Here is a 19,322-nt window from a genome sequence, read left to right on the forward strand (position 1 = left end):
TCCCACGGGGAGAGGGGAAAAAAACAACCGCACAAAATCAACTATCCTTTCCCGCTTTTTATCTAAAAACGAATCGTTATGAGCGATTCATTTTTATTCCTTTATCAAAATTCCCGCGCCGGAAATACTGCCCTCATAACAACAAGGGGAGCAGACATTATGGCAATTTCATCGCGAATCACACTTCTCGGCGCACTGGCGCTGTGGGCATTTCAGGCGCAGGCGGTGGACGTCACCGTCGCGTATCAAACCTCTGCGGAACCGGCGAAAGTCGCGCAGGCGGACAACACCTTTGCGAAAGAGAGCGGCGCGAAAGTCGACTGGCGCAAGTTCGACAGCGGGGCGTCCGTCGTGCGTGCGTTAGCCTCCGGCGACGTGCAGATCGGCAATATCGGCTCCAGCCCGCTGGCGGTTGCGGCCAGCCAGCAGGTGCCGATCGAGGTTTTCCTGCTCGCCTCGCAGCTCGGTAACTCTGAAGCGCTGGTGGTGAAGAAAAACATCACCAAACCGGAAGATCTGATCGGCAAACGCATTGCCGTGCCGTTCATCTCCACCACCCACTACAGCCTGCTGGCGGCCCTCAAACACTGGGGCATCAAGCCGGGTCAGGTACAAATCATCAACCTGCAGCCGCCGGCGATTATCGCCGCCTGGCAGCGCGGGGATATTGACGGGGCTTACGTCTGGGCTCCGGCAGTGAACGAACTGGAAAAAGACGGCACCGTGCTGACCGACTCTGAAAAAGTGGGCCAGTGGGGCGCGCCAACCCTCGACGTGTGGGTCGTGCGCAAAGACTTTGCCGAGAAACATCCTGAGGTGGTGAAAGCCTTCGCCAAAAGCGCGATTGACGCCCAGCAGCCGTATATCAGCAACCCGGATGAATGGCTGAAGCAGGCCGCCAACCTGGAAAAACTCTCCCGCCTGAGCGGCGTGCCGGAAGCGGACGTGCCGGGGCTGGTGAAAGGCAATACCTATCTGACCCCCGCGCAGCAGGTGCAGCAGCTGACCGGGCCGGTGAACAAAGCGATTGTGGATACCGCCACCTTCCTGAAAGAGCAGGGCAAAGTGCCTGCGGTAGCGGCGGATTACAGCCAGTACGTGACCGATCGTTTTGTGAAATAAGGAGTACGCCATGCTGAATATTACGAACCTGTACGCCGATTACGGCGGGAAACCCGCGCTGGAGGATATCAACCTGACGCTGGACAGCGGTGAACTGCTGGTGGTGCTGGGCCCGTCCGGGTGCGGAAAAACCACGCTGCTGAATCTGATCGCCGGGTTTGTCCCTTATCAGCATGGCACCATTCAACTGGAAGGCAAAAAGGTGGAAGGCCCGGGCGCCGAGCGCGGCGTGGTCTTCCAGAACGAAGGGTTGCTGCCCTGGCGCAACGTGCAGGAAAACGTGGCGTTTGGGCTACAGCTTGCGGGCATCAACCGCGAACAGCGGCTGGAAACGGCGCGGGCGATGCTGAAAAAAGTGGGGCTGGAAGGGGCGGAAAAACGCTTTATCTGGCAGCTTTCCGGCGGCCAGCGGCAGCGCGTCGGTATTGCCCGCGCGCTGGCCGCGAATCCGCAGCTGTTGCTGCTGGACGAGCCGTTCGGGGCGCTGGATGCCTTCACCCGCGAGCAGATGCAAACCCTGCTGCTGCGCCTGTGGCACGAGACGGGCAAGCAGGTGCTGTTGATTACCCACGATATCGAAGAGGCGGTGTTTATGGCGACGGAGCTGGTGCTGCTCTCGCCGGGGCCGGGCCGCGTGCTGGAGCGCTTGCCGCTGGATTTCGCCCGCCGCTACGTCGCGGGAGAGCCCGTGCGCAGCATCAAATCCGATCCGCTGTTTATCGAACAGCGTGAATACGTTTTAAGCCGCGTGTTTGAACAACGGGAGGCTTTCTCATGAGCATCGTCTTCAGTGAAAAAACGCGCCGCACGCGTCTGGCGCTGCGCTGGCCTTTCTCGCGCCAAATCACGTTGAGCGTCGGTACGCTGCTGGTACTGCTGGCGGTGTGGTGGGCGGTTGCTGCCCAGCAGTGGGTCAGCCCGTTGTTTCTGCCGCCGCCGGGCCAGGTGCTGGCCAAACTCATTACCATCGCCGGGCCGCAGGGCTTTATGGATGCCACGCTCTGGCAGCATCTTGGAGCCAGTCTGGCGCGTATTCTGGTGGCGCTGCTGGCAGCGGTAATTATCGGGATACCGGTCGGGATCGCGATGGGCTTAAGCCCGACGGTGCGCGGTATTCTCGATCCGCTGATTGAGCTTTACCGTCCGGTGCCGCCGCTGGCCTATCTGCCGCTGATGGTGATCTGGTTTGGCATCGGTGAAACGTCAAAAATCCTGCTGATTTATCTGGCCATTTTCGCCCCGGTTGCCATGTCGGCGCTGGCGGGCGTGAAGAGCGCCCAGCAGGTGCGGATCCGTGCGGCGCAGTCGCTGGGGGCCAGCCGCACGCAGGTGCTGCTGTTCGTGATTTTACCGGGCGCGCTGCCGGAGATTTTAACCGGGCTGCGCATCGGCCTTGGCGTGGGCTGGTCCACGCTGGTGGCGGCAGAGCTGATTGCGGCCACGCGCGGCCTTGGGTTTATGGTGCAGTCGGCGGGAGAGTTCCTGGCGACTGACGTGGTGCTGGCAGGGATCGCGGTGATCGCCGCGATCGCCTTCGGATTAGAACTGGGGCTGCGCGCGTTACAGCGTCGCCTTACGCCCTGGCATGGAGAAATACAATGAGTGAACGTCTGACCATTACCCCGCTGGGGCCGTATATTGGCGCGCAGGTGTCGGGCCTGGATGTGACCCGTCCGCTGAGCGATAACCAGTTCGAGCAGCTGTACCACGCGGTGCTGCGTCATCAGGTTGTTTTCCTGCGCGAACAGGCGATCACCCCGCAGCAGCAGCGCGCGCTGGCCCTGCGCTTTGGCGATCTGCATATCCACCCTGTCTATCCGCATGCGGAGGGGGTGGAGGAGATTATCGTTCTGGACACCCACAACGATAACCCGCCGGACAACGACAACTGGCATACCGACGTGACCTTTATCGAGACGCCGCCCGCCGGGGCGATTCTGGCGGCGAAGCTGCTGCCGGAAACCGGTGGCGATACGCTGTGGACCAGCGGGATTGCGGCGTATGAGGCGCTCTCCGCGCCGTTCCGGACGCTGCTGAGCGGGCTGCGGGCGGAGCACGACTTCAAAAAATCGTTCCAGGAATACAAGTATCGCAAAAGCGAAGAGGAGCATCAGCGCTGGCAGGAGGCGGTTGCGAAACATCCTCCGCTGCTGCACCCGGTGGTGCGGACCCATCCGGTCACGGGCAAGCAGGCGCTGTTCGTGAACGAAGGGTTCACGACGCGCATTGTGGACGTGTCCGAGAAAGAGAGCGAGGCGCTGTTGAGCTTCCTGTTCGCGCATATCACCAGGCCGGAGTTTCAGGTGCGCTGGCGCTGGCAGGAGAATGACCTGGCGATCTGGGATAACCGCGTGACGCAGCACTATGCCAATGCGGACTATCTTCCGCAGCGCCGGATTATGCAGCGGGCGACGATCCTGGGGGATAAGCCGTTCTACCGTGCGCCTTGATCCCCTCACCCTAACCCTCTCCCCAAAGGGGCGAGGGGACTGCCCGGTGCGGTTTTCACCCTCTCCCTGTTAGGGAGAGGGCTGGGGTGAGGGTATTAAATGCGCCTCTATATACCGCTGATACCGGTTCGCCTTCAGGTAACACAAATCCACCAGCACCAGTCCGTCGACGCAGTCGTTAAATGCCGGGTCGCTGCCAAAATCAATAAACTGCACGCCGCCGGGTTCACACAGCTCGGAATATTGTTTGTAGAGCGGCGGAATGCCGCAGCCCAGATTGCCGAGCAGGGATTTGAGCTTTGTCAGATCGTCCACGTAATCCACGCCGCCAAACTGCGCGAGCACGTCCGGCAGCGATGCGGGATACGGCTGACGTGACGCGGCGAGCGGATGCGTTGCCGGGAACCACAGGCGGTAAAAGGCCACCAGCAGATCCCGCGCGGCAGGCGGTAAGCCGCCGGAAATGGAGACCGGGCCAAACAGGTAGCGGTAGTTCGGATAACGCGCCAGGTAGGCCCCAATGCCGGACCATAAATAGTCCAGGCCACGGCGTCCCCAGTAGCGCGGCTGAATAAAGCTGCGTCCCAGCTCAATGCCGTGCTCCAGCACGTCCTGCATTTTGTCGTCGTAGTGGAACAGGCTATAGCTATACAACCCTTCCAGACCGCGACGTTCAACCTGTCTGGCAGTCGGCATAAAGCGATACGCGCCGACGATCTCCAGATCCTCATCATCCCACAGGATCAGGTGCAGATAATCATCATCGTAGCAGTCGGTGTCACGGCGTTTGCCGCTCCCTTCCTCGACCGCGCGAAAGGCAATCTCGCGCAGGCGGCCCAGCTCGCGCAGCAGCGGGGCGTCTTCCTGACCGTTGCGTTGCCAAAGATAAATGGTTTTACCGTCGCTGGTATTGCCCAGACATTCGGCCTGCGCCAGCGCGCGTTTAAGGGTGGCCCGGTCTTCCGGACGGGCAATGGCGCACTGGGTTTTAAAGACGCCAGGCAATCCCTTGCCAAGACGCATCACGTGCTGACGGCACTGTTCGGCCATCTCACGCGACGAAAGGGTGGCGCTGTGCCAGTGATGCCAGGCAATCTGCTGGCCGATTTTAATCGGCAGCTGGCTATGGCGGCGGCGGAACATCTGCTGCATCAGCAGCAGCATCGACAGCGTCGGGGAGACCAGCGTGCTGGCATAGAAGAGCAGGCTGTTATGCGCCTGAATATGCACCGGCAGTAGCGGGGCGCGCAGCTTGCTGGCGAGTTTGATAAAGCCAGAGTGCCACTTTTTGTCGCGAATGCCTTTGCGCGTGGGGCGGGAAACTTCTCCGGCCGGGAAGAAGATCAGCACGCCTGCGTTTTGCAGATGCTGTTCCATCTGCACCAGGGACGATTTCGCCGTCCTGCCGCCCATATTGTCCACCGGAATAAACAGCGAGCTGAGGGGCTCAAGGTGGGTCAGCATCCGGTTGGTCACGACTTTAACGTCGCGTCGCACGCGGGAGACGGCGTACATCAGCGCCAGGCCGTCCAGCGTACCCGTCGGGTGGTTGGCAATAATGACCAGCGGGCCATGTTCGGGGATTTGTTCAAGATCGCGGGCGGAAACGGTGCAGAGAATATCAAGGTGTTCCAGAACTTGCTCCACCATATCCAGTCCTTTCAGGTGGCGGTGTGCTGCGGCAAATTGCTGAAATTCGTCTTCGTAAAACAGTCTTTTTAACAGACTTTTTTGCCAGGGTGCAGGCCTCGCCTGAGGCCAAAGATCGTCGAGAACGCTATCGAGGCTAAACATGGTTACTCCTCCTGCCGTCTTGCGAAGACAGTAGAAGGAGCAGATGTCGGTTGTATTGCAGTTTGGTGAAGATTAGAGCAGGCCGGGTAAGGTGAAGCCGCTACCCGGCGCTAGAGCGGATTAACGCAGGATTTTCTTCTCGGCCAGATCCAGCGCGAAGTAGCTGAAGATCAGATCCGCGCCTGCGCGTTTGATGGCGCCGAGGCTTTCGAGGACCACTTTCTCTTCATCAATCGCACCGGCCAGCGCGGCGAATTTGATCATCGCGTACTCGCCGCTGACCTGGTAAGCGCCCAATGGCAGCTCGGTGCGCTCGCGGATGTCGCGCAGGATATCGAGATACGCGCCCGCTGGTTTCACCATCAGGCAGTCTGCGCCCTGGGCTTCATCGAGCAGGGATTCGCGAATCGCTTCCCGACGGTTCAGCGGGTTCATCTGATAGGTTTTACGATCGCCCTTCAGCGCCGTACCGGCCGCTTCGCGGAACGGGCCGTAGAAGGAGGAGGCAAATTTGGTGGAGTAAGACATGATGGCGGTGTCGGTAAAGCCCGCCGCGTCCAGCGCCTGACGGATCGCCTGAACCTGTCCGTCCATTGCGGCAGAGGGCGCGATGAAGTCCGCACCCGCAGCGGCAGCCACGACCGCCTGTTTGCCGAGGTTCAGCAGGGTTGCATCGTTATCGACACCGTGATCGCACAGCACGCCGCAGTGGCCGTGAGAGGTATATTCGCAGAAGCAGGTGTCTGACATTACCACCATTTCCGGCACGGTCTCTTTGCAGATGCGCGACATGCGGGCAACGAGGCCATCTTCTTTCCACGCGTCGCTGCCGGTGGCATCGGTATGGTGAGAGATGCCGAAGGTCATCACCGAGCGGATCCCCGCGTTGGCGATGCGTTCAATCTCACGCGCCAGATATTTCTCCGGAATGCGCATTACGCCCGGCATGGCTTCGATGGCTTTGTAGTCATCGATCTCTTCTTCGACAAAAATCGGCAACACCAGATCGTTTAAGGTCAGGGTTGTCTCTTCAAACATAGCGCGCAGTGCAGGTGACTTGCGCAGGCGGCGGGGACGTGCAATTAAATCGGTCATGGTATGCCTGATGTTTGTGGAACAAAGAAGGCCAGTGTACCTCAAAGTGAAGACAGGTGTTTTGGTAAAAGTGGGCATTTTATTTTTGTAAAATGTGATGGGTCTGGCTTTCTGGCATCAATATATAATGCAGGGCAGTATAACGCCGAAATGGAGATGAGTTATTCATATTGTTTTTATATTAAATAGAAAACATCATTGAAAATGATTCATTATATATTTTTATATGTATCTTATTGTTGTGTCTGTATTTTAATGCTTTGTTTTTATAATATTTATCTGTAGTGACAGATGCTTTCTCGGTTTTGATGTGTTATTAGTCTGGATACGGACTTAATGGAAACATTCATTGAACCTTTTCGAAATGAAAATGCATAATTCCCTCCGCAATTAAACATTGCAAAATCATTGATGGACAAACTTGCTTACGTCCCTGAGGAGGGATGACCCAATGCAAACATGGAAAAAGAAACTCGTTGTATCTCAACTTGCATTAGCCTGCACCCTGGCTATCGCTTCTCAGGCAAATGCGAAGGATATTTCCGGTACGACATATAATACATTCGGATACGATAATACCGCTTCCACTCCCTGGTATTATGGCTATGCCGACTGGGATTACTCAGGCGCTACCCATGACGGTGATATTTATCCGGTGATTAATAAAAGCACCGTGAATGGTGTTATTTCAACATACTATCTGGATGATGGCATCAATGGTCGGGCGAATGCATTAAGCATTTCCAACAGTACCATTAATGGCATGATTACCTCTAAGTGTATGACCCCCTCGTGTGCTGACGGCGTGGATACCGATGGCACCAACCATTCTCAATACGATCGTTTTAGCCTGACCGTAGATAATTCCACCATTAACGATACCTATGAGCATTATGCGTATGATGTCGTGAATGGGGAAAATACGGAAAGACACTATCTGGATACGTATAATCTGGGTAATGCGATCACCCTGGATGTGGAGTCCGATATTGTTATCCAGAACAATTCCCACATTGCCGGTATTACCCTGACGCAGGGTTATCAGGAGCCGGATAATACCCCTTACGACGGTGTGGAAGGCGTAGCCAACAGCAGCAAAGTATTTACCGACACGCTGGTGGTGAAAGACTCCGTTCTGACCTCAGGGGCGTACCGCGATCTGGGGACCAGCGGGTTCTACGGTCAAACCGCGAAGCCGAGCGACTACGGTGAAACGAATGCCACGGCAGCAGATGATGCGGCGCTGATCGTTGCCGCTAGCGCGTCTGATAACGCGATGCAGACCACTGCCACGTTCGATCATTCCACCGTTACTGGCGATATTCTGTTCTCCAGCACCTTCGACAACAACTTCTATCCGAACGGCGATCCGGCAACGGATACGAGTGCAGACGGTGTCTATAACCCAACCACCAACGGCTGGGATGGCACCGATAAGCTGGATGTCACCCTGACCAACGGCAGCAAATGGGTCGGTGCAGCACAGTCCAGCGTCGAGGCTATTGGCCCAGCGCAGATGTATGGCCTGGGCTACAGCAACGTAGACTGGAGTAGCTTATCCCCTAACAGCATTTGGCCGGATTCCATTTATGACAGCAACGGACACGTTACGGGTGAAGCGGTATATCAGAGCGGGCTGTTTAACATCGCGCTGGATAACGGCTCTGAGTGGGATACCCGCAAGCTTTCAAACATCGACACGCTGACGGTAAACAACCAGTCTCAGGTTAACGTTGAAGACTCTGATCTGCTGGCGGACTCCATCACCCTGACCAATGCTTCATCAATGAATATTGGAGACAGCGGTGCTGTGGCGACCGACCATCTGTATCTGGACAGCTATAGCCGTGCGGCACTGACGGAAGAAACGTCCCAACTGTATGCCAACACCATCACCGTGGATAACGGTGCTGAGCTGGCGCTGGGGCTGGGTCAGGTTGATACGCATAATATGGAACTGACCGATGGCGGGGTGCTGAACGTTGCCAGTCGTGATTACGTCCTGAACAGCGATCTGAACAACGCACGCTATATCACTAACGATAAGTACAATGCCGATTACGACTATGGTGTTGTGGCGATTAACTCAGATGGCCATCTGTCAGTTAACGGTGATGTTGCAGGTAACTACCAGGTGCGCATCGACGATGCGACCGGTGCCGGTTCCGTTGCCGATTACAAAAACAAAGAGATTATTCGCGTCTATGACAATAACGCGGATACCACAGCCAGCTTTACTGCCGCAAACAAAGCCGATTTAGGTGCTTACACCTATCAGGCGCAGCAGCAGGGTGACGCCGTTGTCCTTCAGCAGAAAGAGCTGACCGACTCTGCCAACATGGCGCTGAGCATCCCATCTGCCAATACCAATATCTGGAATCTGCAGCAGGATACCGTCGGCACGCGTCTGACCAACAGCCGTCACGGCCTGACGGATAACGGCGGGGCGTGGGTGAGCTACTTCGGTGGCAACTTCGACGGTGACAATAGCGTTATCAGCTACGATCAGGACGTGAGCGGTATTATGGTGGGTCTGGACACCCAGATTGACGGTAATAACGCGAAGTGGATCGTCGGTGGTGCGGCAGGTTTCGCGAAGGGTGATATCAGCGATCGTACCGGTCAGGTCGATCAGGATAGCCAGACAGCGATGATCTATGCGTCAGCGAAGTTCATGAACGATCTGTTCCTCGACAGCTCCCTGAGCTACACCCGCTTCAACAGCGATCTCTCTGCCAACATGAGCAACGGTAAGTATGTTGACGGCAATACCACGAATGATGCTGTTGGTTTTGGGCTGAAGCTGGGCTATGACTGGAAACCAAACCTCTCTGGCTACGTTACGCCATATGCAGCCGTATCTGGCCTGTTCCAGTCTGGCGATGATTATCGTCTGAGCAATGACATGCGCGTAGATGGACAATCATACGATAGCCTGCGTTATGAACTCGGTGTTGATACGGGGTACACCTTCAACTACGGCGGCGAACAGGCTCTGACGCCTTACTTCAAACTGGCCTACGTCTATGACGATGCCGATAACAATGCCGATATTAACGGTGACAGCATTGATAACGGCGTGAAAGGCTCCGCTGTGCGGGTAGGGCTGGGCACCCAGTTTAGCTTCACGAAGAACTTCAGTGCGTACACCGATGCCACTTATCTGGGCGGCGGCGACGTTGATCAGAACTGGGGCGCAAATCTGGGCGTGAAATATACCTGGTAATGAATAAAAGCGGGGGAGTGGTTATCTCCCCCGCTTTTTATAGAAGCAATAAAAATAATATTGGACCGACAAATACGGATGACTTGAGGTCTGCATGAACGTTAATGCGAAACCGCTTTCTGAATTACGCCGGCTCGAACAGTATTTAACAGCGGCCAGTACCCCTTTTACATGTGCGCCCCAGCAATTAATTACGTCAGGGGAATGGAATGAGCCTTGTACGATCGTATTACAAACCGGCGTTATTGAGGTTTATCGAACTTCTGATGAATTGCTGGTGGGGATTGCGACTGCCCCTTTTATATTCGGGCTGTCTACGGTGGTGATTAATCACTCTCACGAATACAGGGTGATTGCTAAAACGGCCTGTACCGGTTTTTATTTGCCCACGGAAACCACCCGTCAACTCATCCAGCAGTATTCACTCTGGAAAGAGGCCTTCTGCTGGTTATCCTGGATAACTTACATTCTCGAGAAACGCGATAAGCAGCTGGTGGGAAATAATTCCTATCACCAGATCCGCTCGATGCTGCTGAATATGGCGGAATGGGATGAAACGCTGCGTTCAAAAATCGGTGTGATGAATCATATTCAACAGAGCACACGAATTTCACGTTCCGTTGTTGCCGAGGTGCTTGCCGCCCTGAGGCAGGGAAACTATATCAACATGAGCCGGGGCAAGCTGGTCAGCATCAACCGCTTGCCCACGGAATATTAGATTAGTTAGACGCGGTGAGAACCTGGGCTTTATTGGCGCTCAGTTCAGCCACTAAGTTATTAATCCCGTCACTCATATTGACGAAACGCGTATGCGGGGAGCGGGTGACCACCACAAATGCGCCCACGTTTGACTGCGGGATCATGGCCATATAGGTGATGAATCCACCGCCGCCTCCTGTTTTCTGAATAATACCCGGACGGCCATTTTTCGGTGCCATATAGACCCAGCCCATACCGAGCGCGTCGGCTTTACCCGGCACGTCCATCCCGATGACGCGTTGCAGCTGAGTGCGCTGATAAATCAGGGTCTGCATGCGATCGGCCTGGCTGCTGCGTGCGTAGAAATCTGAGGAAAGGAACTGTTGCATCCAGCGCATCATGTCGCCAGGCGTGGAATAGACCCCGCCGCTGCCCACGGCCGCCAGCGTATTATTACAGGGGCTAGCGCCTTTCTCCGCCACCATCAGGCGACGGCACTGATCCGGAGATGGGGTAAAGGTGGTGTCTTTCATACCCAGCGGACGGGTTATCTGCTCTTCAAACAGCTGCGTGTAGGGTTTGCCAGCCGCCGTTGAAAGGGCGTCCGCCAGCAGGTCAAAGGCCAGGTTTGAATAAGAGGCCTGCGAACCCGGCGCCGCCTTCAGCGTGGCGGTACTCAGGTAGCTCCAGCGCTGGTCGCGCGTTGGCCAGACAAATACGTCACGGTGCGCCGCCCCGCCTGGCTGCTCACGCGGCAGGGCGCTGGTGTGGGTGGCAAGGTTCACAAGCCGAATCGGCGTACCCTGATAGGTTGGAACCCGGGCGCCTGGAGGTGCGTATTTGCTGAGCGGGTCGTCGAGTTTTACCACGCCCTGATCGAGCAATTTCACCAGCATTTCGCTGGTCATCAGCTTGGTTAAGGACGCGATGCGGATAACGGAATCCAGCTGCGGGTGAACGTTATTTCCTGGGCGCGTCTCGCCAAAGCTGCGGAATACACGCTGGTTACCGTCGATGACGACCATCGCCATCCCGGTCGCACCGCTGCCGTAATAGATAAGGTTCGCGTAGCGGTCGGCAATATCTGAAGCTAAAACGGGCGCCGTCAGCGGTTGGGCTGCCTGGGCGGTAGAAAAGCTCACCGCACACAGCGCGGCAAAAGAGAGCAGACAACGTTTCAACGAAAAGCATCCATGAAGTGAATGAAGAAAGTAATGGGTATTTATACTACTAATCGGTACCGCGCAATGCCCCGAATTGCATAACGATAGCGAGAAAAACGTAACCATGGGTAAATATGAACAATTTACTTACGAGCCATCTCCCATTTTGTGACATCGGGCTTATGATAGGCACCAGTGTCACTCAATCTTACGGAGAACGGTATGTCTGAGAAGCGTGTGGTTATGGTTGTCGATATGCAGAACGGGGTATTTGAAACCCCTCGTCATCAGCGCGAAAAATGTGTCTCTCTGATCAACCAGCTTACGCAGGCAGCCGACAAGGTCATTTTTATTCAGCATACCGAGGCAGGGGGCCTGGAAGAGGGAAGTGAAGGGTTTGCGCTACTGCCTGAACTCCATCAGCCAGCTGACGCGCTATATGTGACCAAAACCGCCTGTGATGCCTTCTATAACACCGTGCTTGAGGCGCTGCTGCGTGAGCAGGGCATTCGCGAGTTTGTCATCTGCGGCTGCGCCACCGATTACTGCGTCGATGCGACGATCAAGAACGGCGTCAGCCGGGGTTATCACATCACCGTGGCGGAAGATGCCCATACTACCGCCAATCGCCCGGCGGCAGATGCGCGGATCCTGATTAACCACCACAACGACGTCTGGCGTAACTTCATCGCGCCGGCGAATCCTCTCGCGGTGAAACGCACCGAAACAATTCTCGAAAACTGGAAAGCGAACTAATAATCAACCCTCGGGTCTGACCTTTTTGCCTGAGTCGGGAGGCTGGCCTGGGCAGGTTTTTCGTGTGGTAACGTGTTGTGCACAGCAACAGCCATAACAACAAGAAGGAAGCATTATGTTTAAGTCTTTTTTCCCAAAGCCGGGGCCTTTTTTCCTGTCGGCATTTATTTGGGCACTCATCGCTGTCATTTTCTGGCAGGCGGGCGGCGGCGCATGGCTGACGCGCATCACGGGAGCAACGGGCGAGGTGCCGATTAGCGCGGCGCGCTTCTGGTCGCTCAGCTATCTACTGTTTTACGCCTACTACACGGTGTGCGTAGGGCTGTTTGCCCTGTTCTGGTTTATGTATTCTCCGCACCGCTGGCAGTACTGGTCTATCCTCGGCACATCGCTAATTATCTTTGTCACCTGGTTCCTCGTGGAGGTGGGCGTGGCGGTTAACGCCTGGTATGCGCCGTTCTACGATCTGATCCAGACCGCGCTGAGCTCGCCGCATAAGGTGACCATCAACCAGTTCTATCATGAAGTCGGCGTCTTCCTCGGTATCGCCCTTATTGCGGTGATTATCGGCGTGATGAACAACTTCTTCGTCAGCCACTACGTTTTCCGCTGGCGTACCGCGATGAACGAACATTATATGGCGCACTGGCAGCACCTGCGCCATATCGAAGGTGCCGCACAGCGTGTGCAGGAAGACACCATGCGTTTTGCCTCCACCCTTGAAGACATGGGCGTCAGCTTTATCAACGCCATCATGACGCTAATCGCCTTCCTGCCGGTGCTGGTGACGCTCTCGGCGCACGTGCCGGATCTGCCGATTGTCGGCCATATTCCTTATGGTCTGGTGATTGCCGCGATCGTCTGGTCGCTGATGGGCACGGGCCTGCTGGCGGTGGTGGGGATCAAACTGCCGGGCCTGGAGTTTAAAAATCAACGCGTGGAAGCCGCTTACCGTAAAGAACTGGTTTACGGCGAAGATGACGCCAACCGCGCCTCGCCGCCAACCGTCCGCGAGCTGTTTGGCGCCGTGCGTCGTAACTACTTCCGACTCTACTTCCACTATATGTATTTCAACATTGCCCGTATTTTGTATCTGCAGGTGGATAACGTTTTCGGTTTGTTCCTGCTGTTCCCGTCGATTGTTGCGGGTACGATTACGCTCGGTCTGATGACGCAGATCACCAACGTGTTCGGTCAGGTTCGCGGGTCGTTCCAGTACCTGATCAGCTCCTGGACCACCCTGGTAGAACTGATGTCCATCTACAAACGTCTGCGCAGTTTTGAACGTGAGCTGGACGATCGTGACCTGCAGGAAGTCACTAACACATTTAGCTAATACAGGAAGTTGCTATGTCTTTTGCCGTACCGCGCGCGTTACCGTTGTCCTTGCTGGCCGCTCTTGTGCTGGCAGGCTGTGCCGAAAAAGGGGCCGCTCCGCTCAAAAAGGGGGAGAAGCCCGTCGATGTGGCGAGCGTTGTGCGGCAGAAAATGCCCGCCAGCGTGAAGGATCGCAACGCGTGGGCAGATGCGCTGGCAAAAACCTTTGAAAGCCAAAAGATTGCACCGACCGAGGAGAATATCTGCTCGGTGCTGGCGGTGGCGCAGCAGGAGTCGATGTACCAGTCAGACCCGGTGGTGCCGGGCCTGAACAAAATTGCCTGGAAAGAGATCGACCGCCGCGCGGAGTCCATGCATATCCCGGTTTTCCTCGTGCATACCGCGCTTAAAATCACCTCGCCGAACGGCAAAAGCTACAGCGAACGGCTGGACGCGGTGAAAACCGAAAAACAGCTCAGCGCCATCTTTGATGATTTCATCAGTATGGTCCCGATGGGGCAGAAGCTGTTTGGCTCGCTGAACCCGGTACATACCGGTGGCCCGATGCAGGTGAGCATTGCGTTCGCGGAGAAGCATACCGACGGCTACCCGTGGAAAATCGACGGTACGGTACGTCAGGAGGTCTTCTCCCTGCGCGGTGGGCTGTGGTTCGGCACGTATCATCTGCTGAACTATCCGGCGAACTATGATGAGCCGCTGTACCGCTTTGCCGACTTTAACGCGGGCTGGTATGCCAGCCGTAATGCGGCATTCCAGAGTGCAGTCAGCCGCGCAAGCGGCGTTAAGCTCGCGCTGGACGGCGATCTCATCGCTTACGGCAGCAGCGAGGCGGGAAGCACCGAGCTGGCAGTACGGAAATTATCCACCACGCTTGGCTTCAGCAACAGCGACATTCGCCGTCAGCTTGAGAAAGGCGACAGCCTGGCCTTTGAGAAAACGGATCTGTACAACAAGGTGTTTGCGCTTGCGGAGCAGAAAAGCGGGAAAACGTTACCGAGGGCGATCCTGCCGGGGATCCAGCTGGAAAGCCCGAAGATCACCCGTAACCTGACCACCGCATGGTTCGCAAAACGCGTGGACGATCGTCGGGCGCGCTGTATGGGGCTTTAACGGCGACGGCGAAAGCGCAACACTAACGCCACAACGCCCAGAATCATACATCCCGCGAGGAAGGGGATCAGGCCGAACAGGGTGCTGACGCCAAAGCCAATCTCAACTCGCGGGCGTCCGTTATCCTGCACCTGCATCAGGTGTTCATAAACGCCCGGCGCATGGACCAGCATATTGAGCAGCTGTGAGCCGGCCCAGAAGCAGAACAGGACAAACAGGGCATAAGCGATATTACCCGCCGTGGAGGTTTTTGGTTTGCCGCCAAAAATCGGTTTCGACAATGTAAAGTCAGCCATGTTGACCTCCCGTGGTATCACTCTGTTTTAATACGCGTCTTACGGGGTGAGTTTGACAGGTCATCGCATTTGTCAATATCAGAATCGTGGTAATTTACGCGCCGGAATCCTCCTGGATTGTCGATTTCTGCAGCACATCACAATTTCATCACTTAAGTGAAATTGCGTCGCGTTTCAGAATTTCCGTATCTGCCACAGACCTGGCCGTAAAACTGTGAGAGGATGTCTTTTTTTCCTGCCGGAGTTGTTATGAAGCTCACGTCCAAACTACGCCGTGACTGGCACTACTACGCCTTTGCTATCGGGCTGATCTTTATTCTTAATGGTGTCGTGGGCCTGTTGGGGTTTGAAGCAAAAGGATGGCAAACCTATGCCGTCGGGCTGGTGACCTGGGTGATAAGTTTCTGGCTGGCGGGGCTGATTATCCGCCGTCGTCCTGAAGAGACGACAGCGGATGAGGCGAAGCGCGCCGATTAACCGTTTACGGAACTTTTAAGCGCGCTGTCGGCGGCGTGACGCTCCAGCGCCAGTTCGATCAGGCGGGTGATCAGTTCCGGGTAGCTCAGGCCGCTGGCCTGCCACAGTTTCGGATACATGCTGATGTTTGTGAACCCCGGCAGCGTGTTGATTTCATTGATCACTACTTCGTTTTCCGGCGTCAGGAACACATCCACGCGCGCCATGCCGCAGCAGCCGAGCGTCTGATAAGCGCGAATGGCGATCGCCCGGATCTTATCGTTAATCGCCGGATCGATATCCGCAGGAACGACAACCTGCGCGCCTTTGTCATCAATGTATTTGGTGTCGTACGAGTAGAAGTCGCTGTTTAAGACCACTTCGCCGCAGGTGCTCGCCTGTGGAAAATCATTGCCCAGCACGGCACACTCAATTTCACGGCCTTTGATGCCCTGCTCAACCACCACTTTATGGTCGAACTCAAACGCCAGACGGACAGCCTGCGTGAACTCTGCTTCGCTGGTGACTTTGCTGACGCCCACGGAGGAGCCCTGGTTTGCCGGCTTCACAAACAGCGGCAGACCCAGCTCTCCGCTAATTTGTGCGAAGCTGTGCTTGTCGCGGTTGGCGCGGGTGAGGGTCACGAATGGCGCAATATTCAGCCCGGCATCGCGCAGCAGGCGTTTGGTGACGTCTTTGTCCATGCACGCGGCAGAGCCGAGGACGTCCGAGCCGACGAACGGCAGGTTGGCCATGCGCAGCATTCCCTGCAGGGAACCATCTTCGCCCAGGGTGCCGTGAACGATAGGGAAGACAACGTCGATCTGGGCGAGAGCCTGTGCGTTGCCGGCGTCGATGAGCTGTCCCTTCACGACGCCGGGTACGGTGGCGACGCTCACTTCCGAAGGATTAAGGGCGATGTGCGCCGGATCGTGAGCATTCAGCAGATACTGGCTGGCATCGTTAACGTGCCACTGGCCCTGTTTATCAATGCCCAGCAGCACGACGTCGAAACGGCTTTTATCGATCGCATCGACGATATTTTTGGCCGATTGCAATGACACTTCGTGCTCCGCTGATTTTCCCCCAAAGACAATACCTACGCGCTGCTTAGCCATCTCACTCTCTTCCAGTCTGACGAAAAGCCAATAACATACCACGATGCCCGGCGGGTTTCGCGGCCTTCTGCCATAATGTTTTGGGGAATGTTGAGGGGGGAGAGTGAAAGGAAAAACGCTGCTGACCGTTTTCATCATTGTGGCCGTTGCAACGGTGGGTTACCGCTGGTTGCCGCCTTACTACAACCCTTTCATGCCGCTGACGCTTGACGACCCGCCGGGCCGAATCACCCAGTATAAGCTTCGGCGTCTAACCCCCGAGGCGTGCGCGAGCCTGCTTTCGCAGGCTAACCAAAGAGATCTCATCCGCACCCAGCCGGTGGCCGACAGCGGTGGCGCGTGTCCGCTTAACAACGTCGTGCGCGTGCGTGATTTTGGCCCGGTCGGCCTGAACAGCAGCTTTCTTGCCAGCTGTCCGCTGGCGCTCAGCTCTGCACTGTTTATCAGCCAGCAGGCCCGGCCGCTGACAAAACGCTATACGGGCAGCGACCTGGCGCGTATCGACCATCTCGGCAGCTTTGCCTGCCGCAACATTTACCACCGCCCTGACGCGCGACGCAGTGAGCATGCCACGGCGGAGGCGCTGGATATCGCCGCCTTTCGGCTGGCGAACGGGGAGCGCATCACGGTACTGAACGGCTGGAAGGCGGCAACAACGCAGCCATGGCTGAAGGCCATGCTGGCGGCAAGCTGCGGCTACTACGGAAACGGCCTGGGGCCGGAGTATAACGCGGCGCATGCCAACCATTTTCATCTGGGAATGCGCGGTTTCGGACTCTGTCGGTGAAGCATAATATTCCGCCAGAAAATGGATGAATTGTGACTTATTTCACAAATATGATGACTGGGAAGATAAAACACCAAAGTCAGTCGGGCCGCATCTCTGGTGCGACGTCAAAACGCGTAACTTGCTAATCTGTCGGCGAATTCGCCTAAAAATGAAGACTATTTCTTTATGGAATCCTGGAAAGTTAATCTCATCTCGGTCTGGTTCGGCTGCTTCTTTACCGGGCTGGCCATTAGCCAGATCCTGCCGTTCCTGCCGCTGTACGTCTCGCAGCTGGGGGTGACCTCGCATGAAGCGCTCTCCATGTGGTCCGGCCTGACGTTCAGCGTCACGTTTCTGGTCTCCGCCATTGTGTCACCGATGTGGGGCAGCCTGGCGGATCGGAAAGGCCGAAAACTGATGCTGCTGCGCGCCTCGCTCGGGATGGCGATTGCCATTCTGCTCCAGGCCTTCGCCACCAACGTCTGGCAGCTGTTTTTCCTGCGTGCGGTGATGGGGCTGACGTCCGGGTACATTCCAAACGCCATGGCGCTGGTCGCCTCTCAGGTGCCGCGCGAGCGTAGCGGCTGGGCGCTGAGTACGCTCTCCACGGCCCAAATAAGCGGCGTCATCGGCGGTCCGCTGCTGGGCGGTTTTCTGGCGGACCACGTCGGGCTGCGCGCCGTATTTATCATCACCGCGATCCTGCTGGTGGTTAGTTTTCTGGTCACGCTCTTTCTTATCAAAGAGGGCGGCCGCCCGGTTATCAGTAAATCTGAACGCCTGAGCGGCAAGGCCGTCTTCGCCTCGCTGCCCTATCCTGGACTGATGATCAGCCTGTTTGTGACCACTATGGTTATCCAGCTTTGTAACGGTTCGGTCGGTCCGATTCTGGCGCTGTTTATCAAGTCGATGGAGCCGGAAAGTACAAATATCGCTTTTCTGAGCGGCATGATTGCCGCCGTGCCGGGCGTATCCGCCCTGATTTCCGCGCCGCGTCTGGGAAAACTGGGTGACAGGATCGGCACGGCGCGCATCCTGATGGCGACGCTGATCTTTGCGGTCGTGCTCTTCTTCGCGATGTCGTTTGTCACCTCTCCGCTTCAGCTTGGCGTATTGCGATTCCTGCTCGGGTTTGCTGATGGTGCAATGTTGCCTGCGGTACAGACCCTGCTGGTTAAATATTCCAGCGACCAGGTGACGGGGCGTATTTTTGGATATAACCAGTCATTTATGTATCTGGGGAATGTTGCCGGTCCGCTTATTGGCGCATCTGTTTCCGCGATGGCCGGTTTTCGTTGGGTATTTGCGGCCACGGCGATTGTCGTTTTAATCAATATTATCCAGCTGGCTATTGCGCTGCGTCGCCGCAGACAAATGGCGGAAGCGAAATCGGCGAGATAATCGTTTCGTTGATGTATTATATATTCTTATGGTAGCCGCATTTTTATATAACAAAATGCGGCGCTTTTTTATAGAAAAACGTTTCGCTCACCGCGGCGGTCCTTTATTTTCATTCCTGCATCACTTTTGCATACCATAATAAATTTCTTCTCTTTGCATTATGGATTCAGAATGCTAACTTCAGACAAAACTGAAAAAGGAACTGGCACGATGAAAAATCTCATTGCTGAATTGCTGGTCAAGCTGGCACAAAAGGAAGAGGAGTCAAAAGAGCTGGTTGCTCAGGTCGAAGCGCTGGAAATTGTGGTCACCGCGCTGCTGCGACAAATGGCGAAAACCGAACAACAGGCGTTGATTGAGAGCGTGGAAGGCGCGCTGGACAGCGTCAGGCCTGAATCGCAGGTTCCGGTTGAGGATGCCGAGATGCTCCACCAGTACGTAAAGAAGCTGTTAAGGCATCCGCGCAGCTAAACCGTCACAGGACGTAACGACGTGTCATAGAATTGTCATGCAGGATGCCTATAGTCGC

18 protein-coding genes are annotated in these 19,322 nt (G+C 55.9%); 13 read left to right on the forward strand and 5 right to left on the reverse strand.

Annotation, left to right across the window (positions count from 1 at the left end; translation table 11 throughout):
* Window positions 1-159: 159 nt before the first annotated feature.
* The 4 genes from tauA to tauD are packed head-to-tail and all read left to right on the forward strand — an operon-like array spanning window position 160 to window position 3,572.
* The gene (gene tauA / locus USF70_RS00355) at window positions 160-1,122 is read left to right on the forward strand and encodes a taurine ABC transporter substrate-binding protein (protein WP_320708957.1); all 963 of its coding nucleotides are present in this window, start codon (window positions 160-162) and stop codon (window positions 1,120-1,122) included.
* 10 nt (window positions 1,123-1,132) lie between these two features.
* Window positions 1,133-1,900 (forward strand): taurine ABC transporter ATP-binding subunit, encoded by a 768-nt coding sequence (gene tauB / locus USF70_RS00360; protein ID WP_023334655.1) that lies wholly within the window; start codon window positions 1,133-1,135, stop codon window positions 1,898-1,900.
* Entirely contained in the window at window positions 1,897-2,724 is an 828-nt protein-coding gene (tauC, locus tag USF70_RS00365) for a taurine ABC transporter permease TauC (RefSeq protein WP_010427972.1), read from the forward strand. Before tauB ends, tauC begins: the two co-directional genes overlap by 4 nt.
* Window positions 2,721-3,572 (forward strand): taurine dioxygenase, encoded by an 852-nt coding sequence (tauD, locus tag USF70_RS00370; RefSeq protein WP_320735157.1) that lies wholly within the window; start codon window positions 2,721-2,723, stop codon window positions 3,570-3,572. The genes tauC and tauD overlap by 4 nt, the downstream gene beginning before the upstream one ends.
* Before the next feature lie 69 nt (window positions 3,573-3,641).
* Here tauD and USF70_RS00375 read toward each other — a convergent pair whose 3' ends face one another.
* Window positions 3,642-5,366 (reverse strand): lysophospholipid acyltransferase family protein, encoded by a 1,725-nt coding sequence (locus tag USF70_RS00375; RefSeq protein ID WP_033144733.1) that lies wholly within the window; start codon window positions 5,364-5,366, stop codon window positions 3,642-3,644.
* Between the two features lie 120 nt (window positions 5,367-5,486).
* Window positions 5,487-6,461 (reverse strand): porphobilinogen synthase, encoded by a 975-nt coding sequence (gene hemB, locus USF70_RS00380; protein WP_028017695.1) that lies wholly within the window; start codon window positions 6,459-6,461, stop codon window positions 5,487-5,489.
* 451 nt (window positions 6,462-6,912) lie between these two features.
* On the opposite strand from hemB, the gene USF70_RS00385 reads away from it, so the two are divergent.
* On the forward strand, window positions 6,913-9,687 hold the full coding sequence (locus USF70_RS00385; RefSeq protein ID WP_232938534.1) for an autotransporter outer membrane beta-barrel domain-containing protein: 2,775 nt from the start codon (window positions 6,913-6,915) through the stop codon (window positions 9,685-9,687).
* A gap of 94 nt (window positions 9,688-9,781) precedes the next feature.
* A complete protein-coding gene (locus USF70_RS00390; protein ID WP_033144736.1) occupies window positions 9,782-10,405 on the forward strand; it encodes a helix-turn-helix domain-containing protein in 624 nt (207 codons plus the stop codon).
* A gap of 1 nt (window position 10,406) precedes the next feature.
* On the opposite strand, the gene ampH is transcribed toward USF70_RS00390, so the two are convergent.
* The gene (ampH, locus tag USF70_RS00395) at window positions 10,407-11,567 is read right to left on the reverse strand and encodes a D-alanyl-D-alanine-carboxypeptidase/endopeptidase AmpH (RefSeq protein ID WP_023310524.1); all 1,161 of its coding nucleotides are present in this window, start codon (window positions 11,565-11,567) and stop codon (window positions 10,407-10,409) included.
* A 204-nt stretch (window positions 11,568-11,771) separates the two neighbouring features.
* On the opposite strand from ampH, the gene USF70_RS00400 reads away from it, so the two are divergent.
* The 3 genes from USF70_RS00400 (at window position 11,772) to USF70_RS00410 (ending at window position 14,753) form a co-directional block, all read left to right on the forward strand.
* Window positions 11,772-12,305: an isochorismatase family protein gene (locus USF70_RS00400; RefSeq protein WP_033144738.1), complete on the forward strand. Its 534-nt coding sequence runs from the start codon at window positions 11,772-11,774 to the stop codon at window positions 12,303-12,305.
* Between the two features lie 115 nt (window positions 12,306-12,420).
* Window positions 12,421-13,641: a peptide antibiotic transporter SbmA gene (sbmA, locus tag USF70_RS00405; protein ID WP_033144739.1), complete on the forward strand. Its 1,221-nt coding sequence runs from the start codon at window positions 12,421-12,423 to the stop codon at window positions 13,639-13,641.
* A 14-nt stretch (window positions 13,642-13,655) separates the two neighbouring features.
* Window positions 13,656-14,753 carry a DUF1615 domain-containing protein gene (locus tag USF70_RS00410; RefSeq protein WP_236903024.1) on the forward strand — a complete coding sequence of 366 codons (1,098 nt, stop codon included), beginning with the start codon at window positions 13,656-13,658 and terminating at the stop codon, window positions 14,751-14,753.
* Here the strand turns inward: USF70_RS00410 and USF70_RS00415 are convergent.
* A complete protein-coding gene (locus tag USF70_RS00415; protein ID WP_008503287.1) occupies window positions 14,750-15,049 on the reverse strand; it encodes a DUF2755 family protein in 300 nt (99 codons plus the stop codon). The genes USF70_RS00410 and USF70_RS00415 overlap by 4 nt on opposite strands.
* 249 nt (window positions 15,050-15,298) lie before the next feature.
* Here USF70_RS00415 and USF70_RS00420 point away from each other — a divergent pair, with 249 nt between their 5' ends.
* The gene (locus USF70_RS00420; protein ID WP_033144741.1) at window positions 15,299-15,526 is read left to right on the forward strand and encodes a DUF2754 domain-containing protein; all 228 of its coding nucleotides are present in this window, start codon (window positions 15,299-15,301) and stop codon (window positions 15,524-15,526) included.
* Here USF70_RS00420 and ddlA read toward each other — a convergent pair.
* Window positions 15,523-16,623, reverse strand: a complete 1,101-nt coding sequence (gene ddlA / locus USF70_RS00425) for a D-alanine--D-alanine ligase (RefSeq protein WP_029739746.1) — start codon at window positions 16,621-16,623, stop codon at window positions 15,523-15,525. The two genes, USF70_RS00420 and ddlA, sit on opposite strands and share 4 nt — an antisense overlap.
* Before the next feature lie 103 nt (window positions 16,624-16,726).
* On the opposite strand from ddlA, the gene USF70_RS00430 reads away from it, so the two are divergent.
* The 3 genes from USF70_RS00430 to iraP all read left to right on the forward strand — a co-directional run bounded on the left by USF70_RS00430 (window position 16,727) and on the right by iraP (window position 19,264).
* Window positions 16,727-17,410 carry an extensin family protein gene (locus tag USF70_RS00430; RefSeq protein ID WP_320735158.1) on the forward strand — a complete coding sequence of 228 codons (684 nt, stop codon included), beginning with the start codon at window positions 16,727-16,729 and terminating at the stop codon, window positions 17,408-17,410.
* A gap of 168 nt (window positions 17,411-17,578) precedes the next feature.
* Window positions 17,579-18,793: a multidrug efflux MFS transporter gene (locus USF70_RS00435; protein WP_039263891.1), complete on the forward strand. Its 1,215-nt coding sequence runs from the start codon at window positions 17,579-17,581 to the stop codon at window positions 18,791-18,793.
* Between the two features lie 210 nt (window positions 18,794-19,003).
* Complete coding sequence (iraP, locus tag USF70_RS00440; RefSeq protein WP_069303723.1) at window positions 19,004-19,264, forward strand: anti-adapter protein IraP; 261 nt, start codon at window positions 19,004-19,006, stop codon at window positions 19,262-19,264.
* The last annotated feature ends 58 nt before the right edge of the window (window positions 19,265-19,322 follow it).

Origin of the sequence: Enterobacter sp. 237C8 (assembly GCF_034106865.1) — a bacterium.
Classification (GTDB): Bacteria; Pseudomonadota; Gammaproteobacteria; order Enterobacterales; family Enterobacteriaceae; genus Enterobacter; species Enterobacter asburiae_B.

Excerpts from the sequence above, each read along its gene's own strand:
- tauA (WP_320708957.1), top strand. The coding sequence starts at position 160 with ATGGCAATTTCATCGCGAATCACACTTCTCGGCGCACTGGCGCTGTGG.
- tauB (WP_023334655.1), top strand. The coding sequence starts at position 1,133 with ATGCTGAATATTACGAACCTGTACGCCGATTACGGCGGGAAACCCGCG.
- tauC (WP_010427972.1), top strand. The coding sequence starts at position 1,897 with ATGAGCATCGTCTTCAGTGAAAAAACGCGCCGCACGCGTCTGGCGCTG.
- tauD (WP_320735157.1), top strand. The coding sequence starts at position 2,721 with ATGAGTGAACGTCTGACCATTACCCCGCTGGGGCCGTATATTGGCGCG.
- USF70_RS00375 (WP_033144733.1), bottom strand. The coding sequence starts at position 5,366 with ATGTTTAGCCTCGATAGCGTTCTCGACGATCTTTGGCCTCAGGCGAGG.
- hemB (WP_028017695.1), bottom strand. The coding sequence starts at position 6,461 with ATGACCGATTTAATTGCACGTCCCCGCCGCCTGCGCAAGTCACCTGCA.
- USF70_RS00385 (WP_232938534.1), top strand. The coding sequence starts at position 6,913 with ATGCAAACATGGAAAAAGAAACTCGTTGTATCTCAACTTGCATTAGCC.
- USF70_RS00390 (WP_033144736.1), top strand. The coding sequence starts at position 9,782 with ATGAACGTTAATGCGAAACCGCTTTCTGAATTACGCCGGCTCGAACAG.
- USF70_RS00400 (WP_033144738.1), top strand. The coding sequence starts at position 11,772 with ATGTCTGAGAAGCGTGTGGTTATGGTTGTCGATATGCAGAACGGGGTA.
- sbmA (WP_033144739.1), top strand. The coding sequence starts at position 12,421 with ATGTTTAAGTCTTTTTTCCCAAAGCCGGGGCCTTTTTTCCTGTCGGCA.
- USF70_RS00410 (WP_236903024.1), top strand. The coding sequence starts at position 13,656 with ATGTCTTTTGCCGTACCGCGCGCGTTACCGTTGTCCTTGCTGGCCGCT.
- USF70_RS00415 (WP_008503287.1), bottom strand. The coding sequence starts at position 15,049 with ATGGCTGACTTTACATTGTCGAAACCGATTTTTGGCGGCAAACCAAAA.
- USF70_RS00420 (WP_033144741.1), top strand. The coding sequence starts at position 15,299 with ATGAAGCTCACGTCCAAACTACGCCGTGACTGGCACTACTACGCCTTT.
- ddlA (WP_029739746.1), bottom strand. The coding sequence starts at position 16,623 with ATGGCTAAGCAGCGCGTAGGTATTGTCTTTGGGGGAAAATCAGCGGAG.
- USF70_RS00435 (WP_039263891.1), top strand. The coding sequence starts at position 17,579 with ATGGAATCCTGGAAAGTTAATCTCATCTCGGTCTGGTTCGGCTGCTTC.
- iraP (WP_069303723.1), top strand. The coding sequence starts at position 19,004 with ATGAAAAATCTCATTGCTGAATTGCTGGTCAAGCTGGCACAAAAGGAA.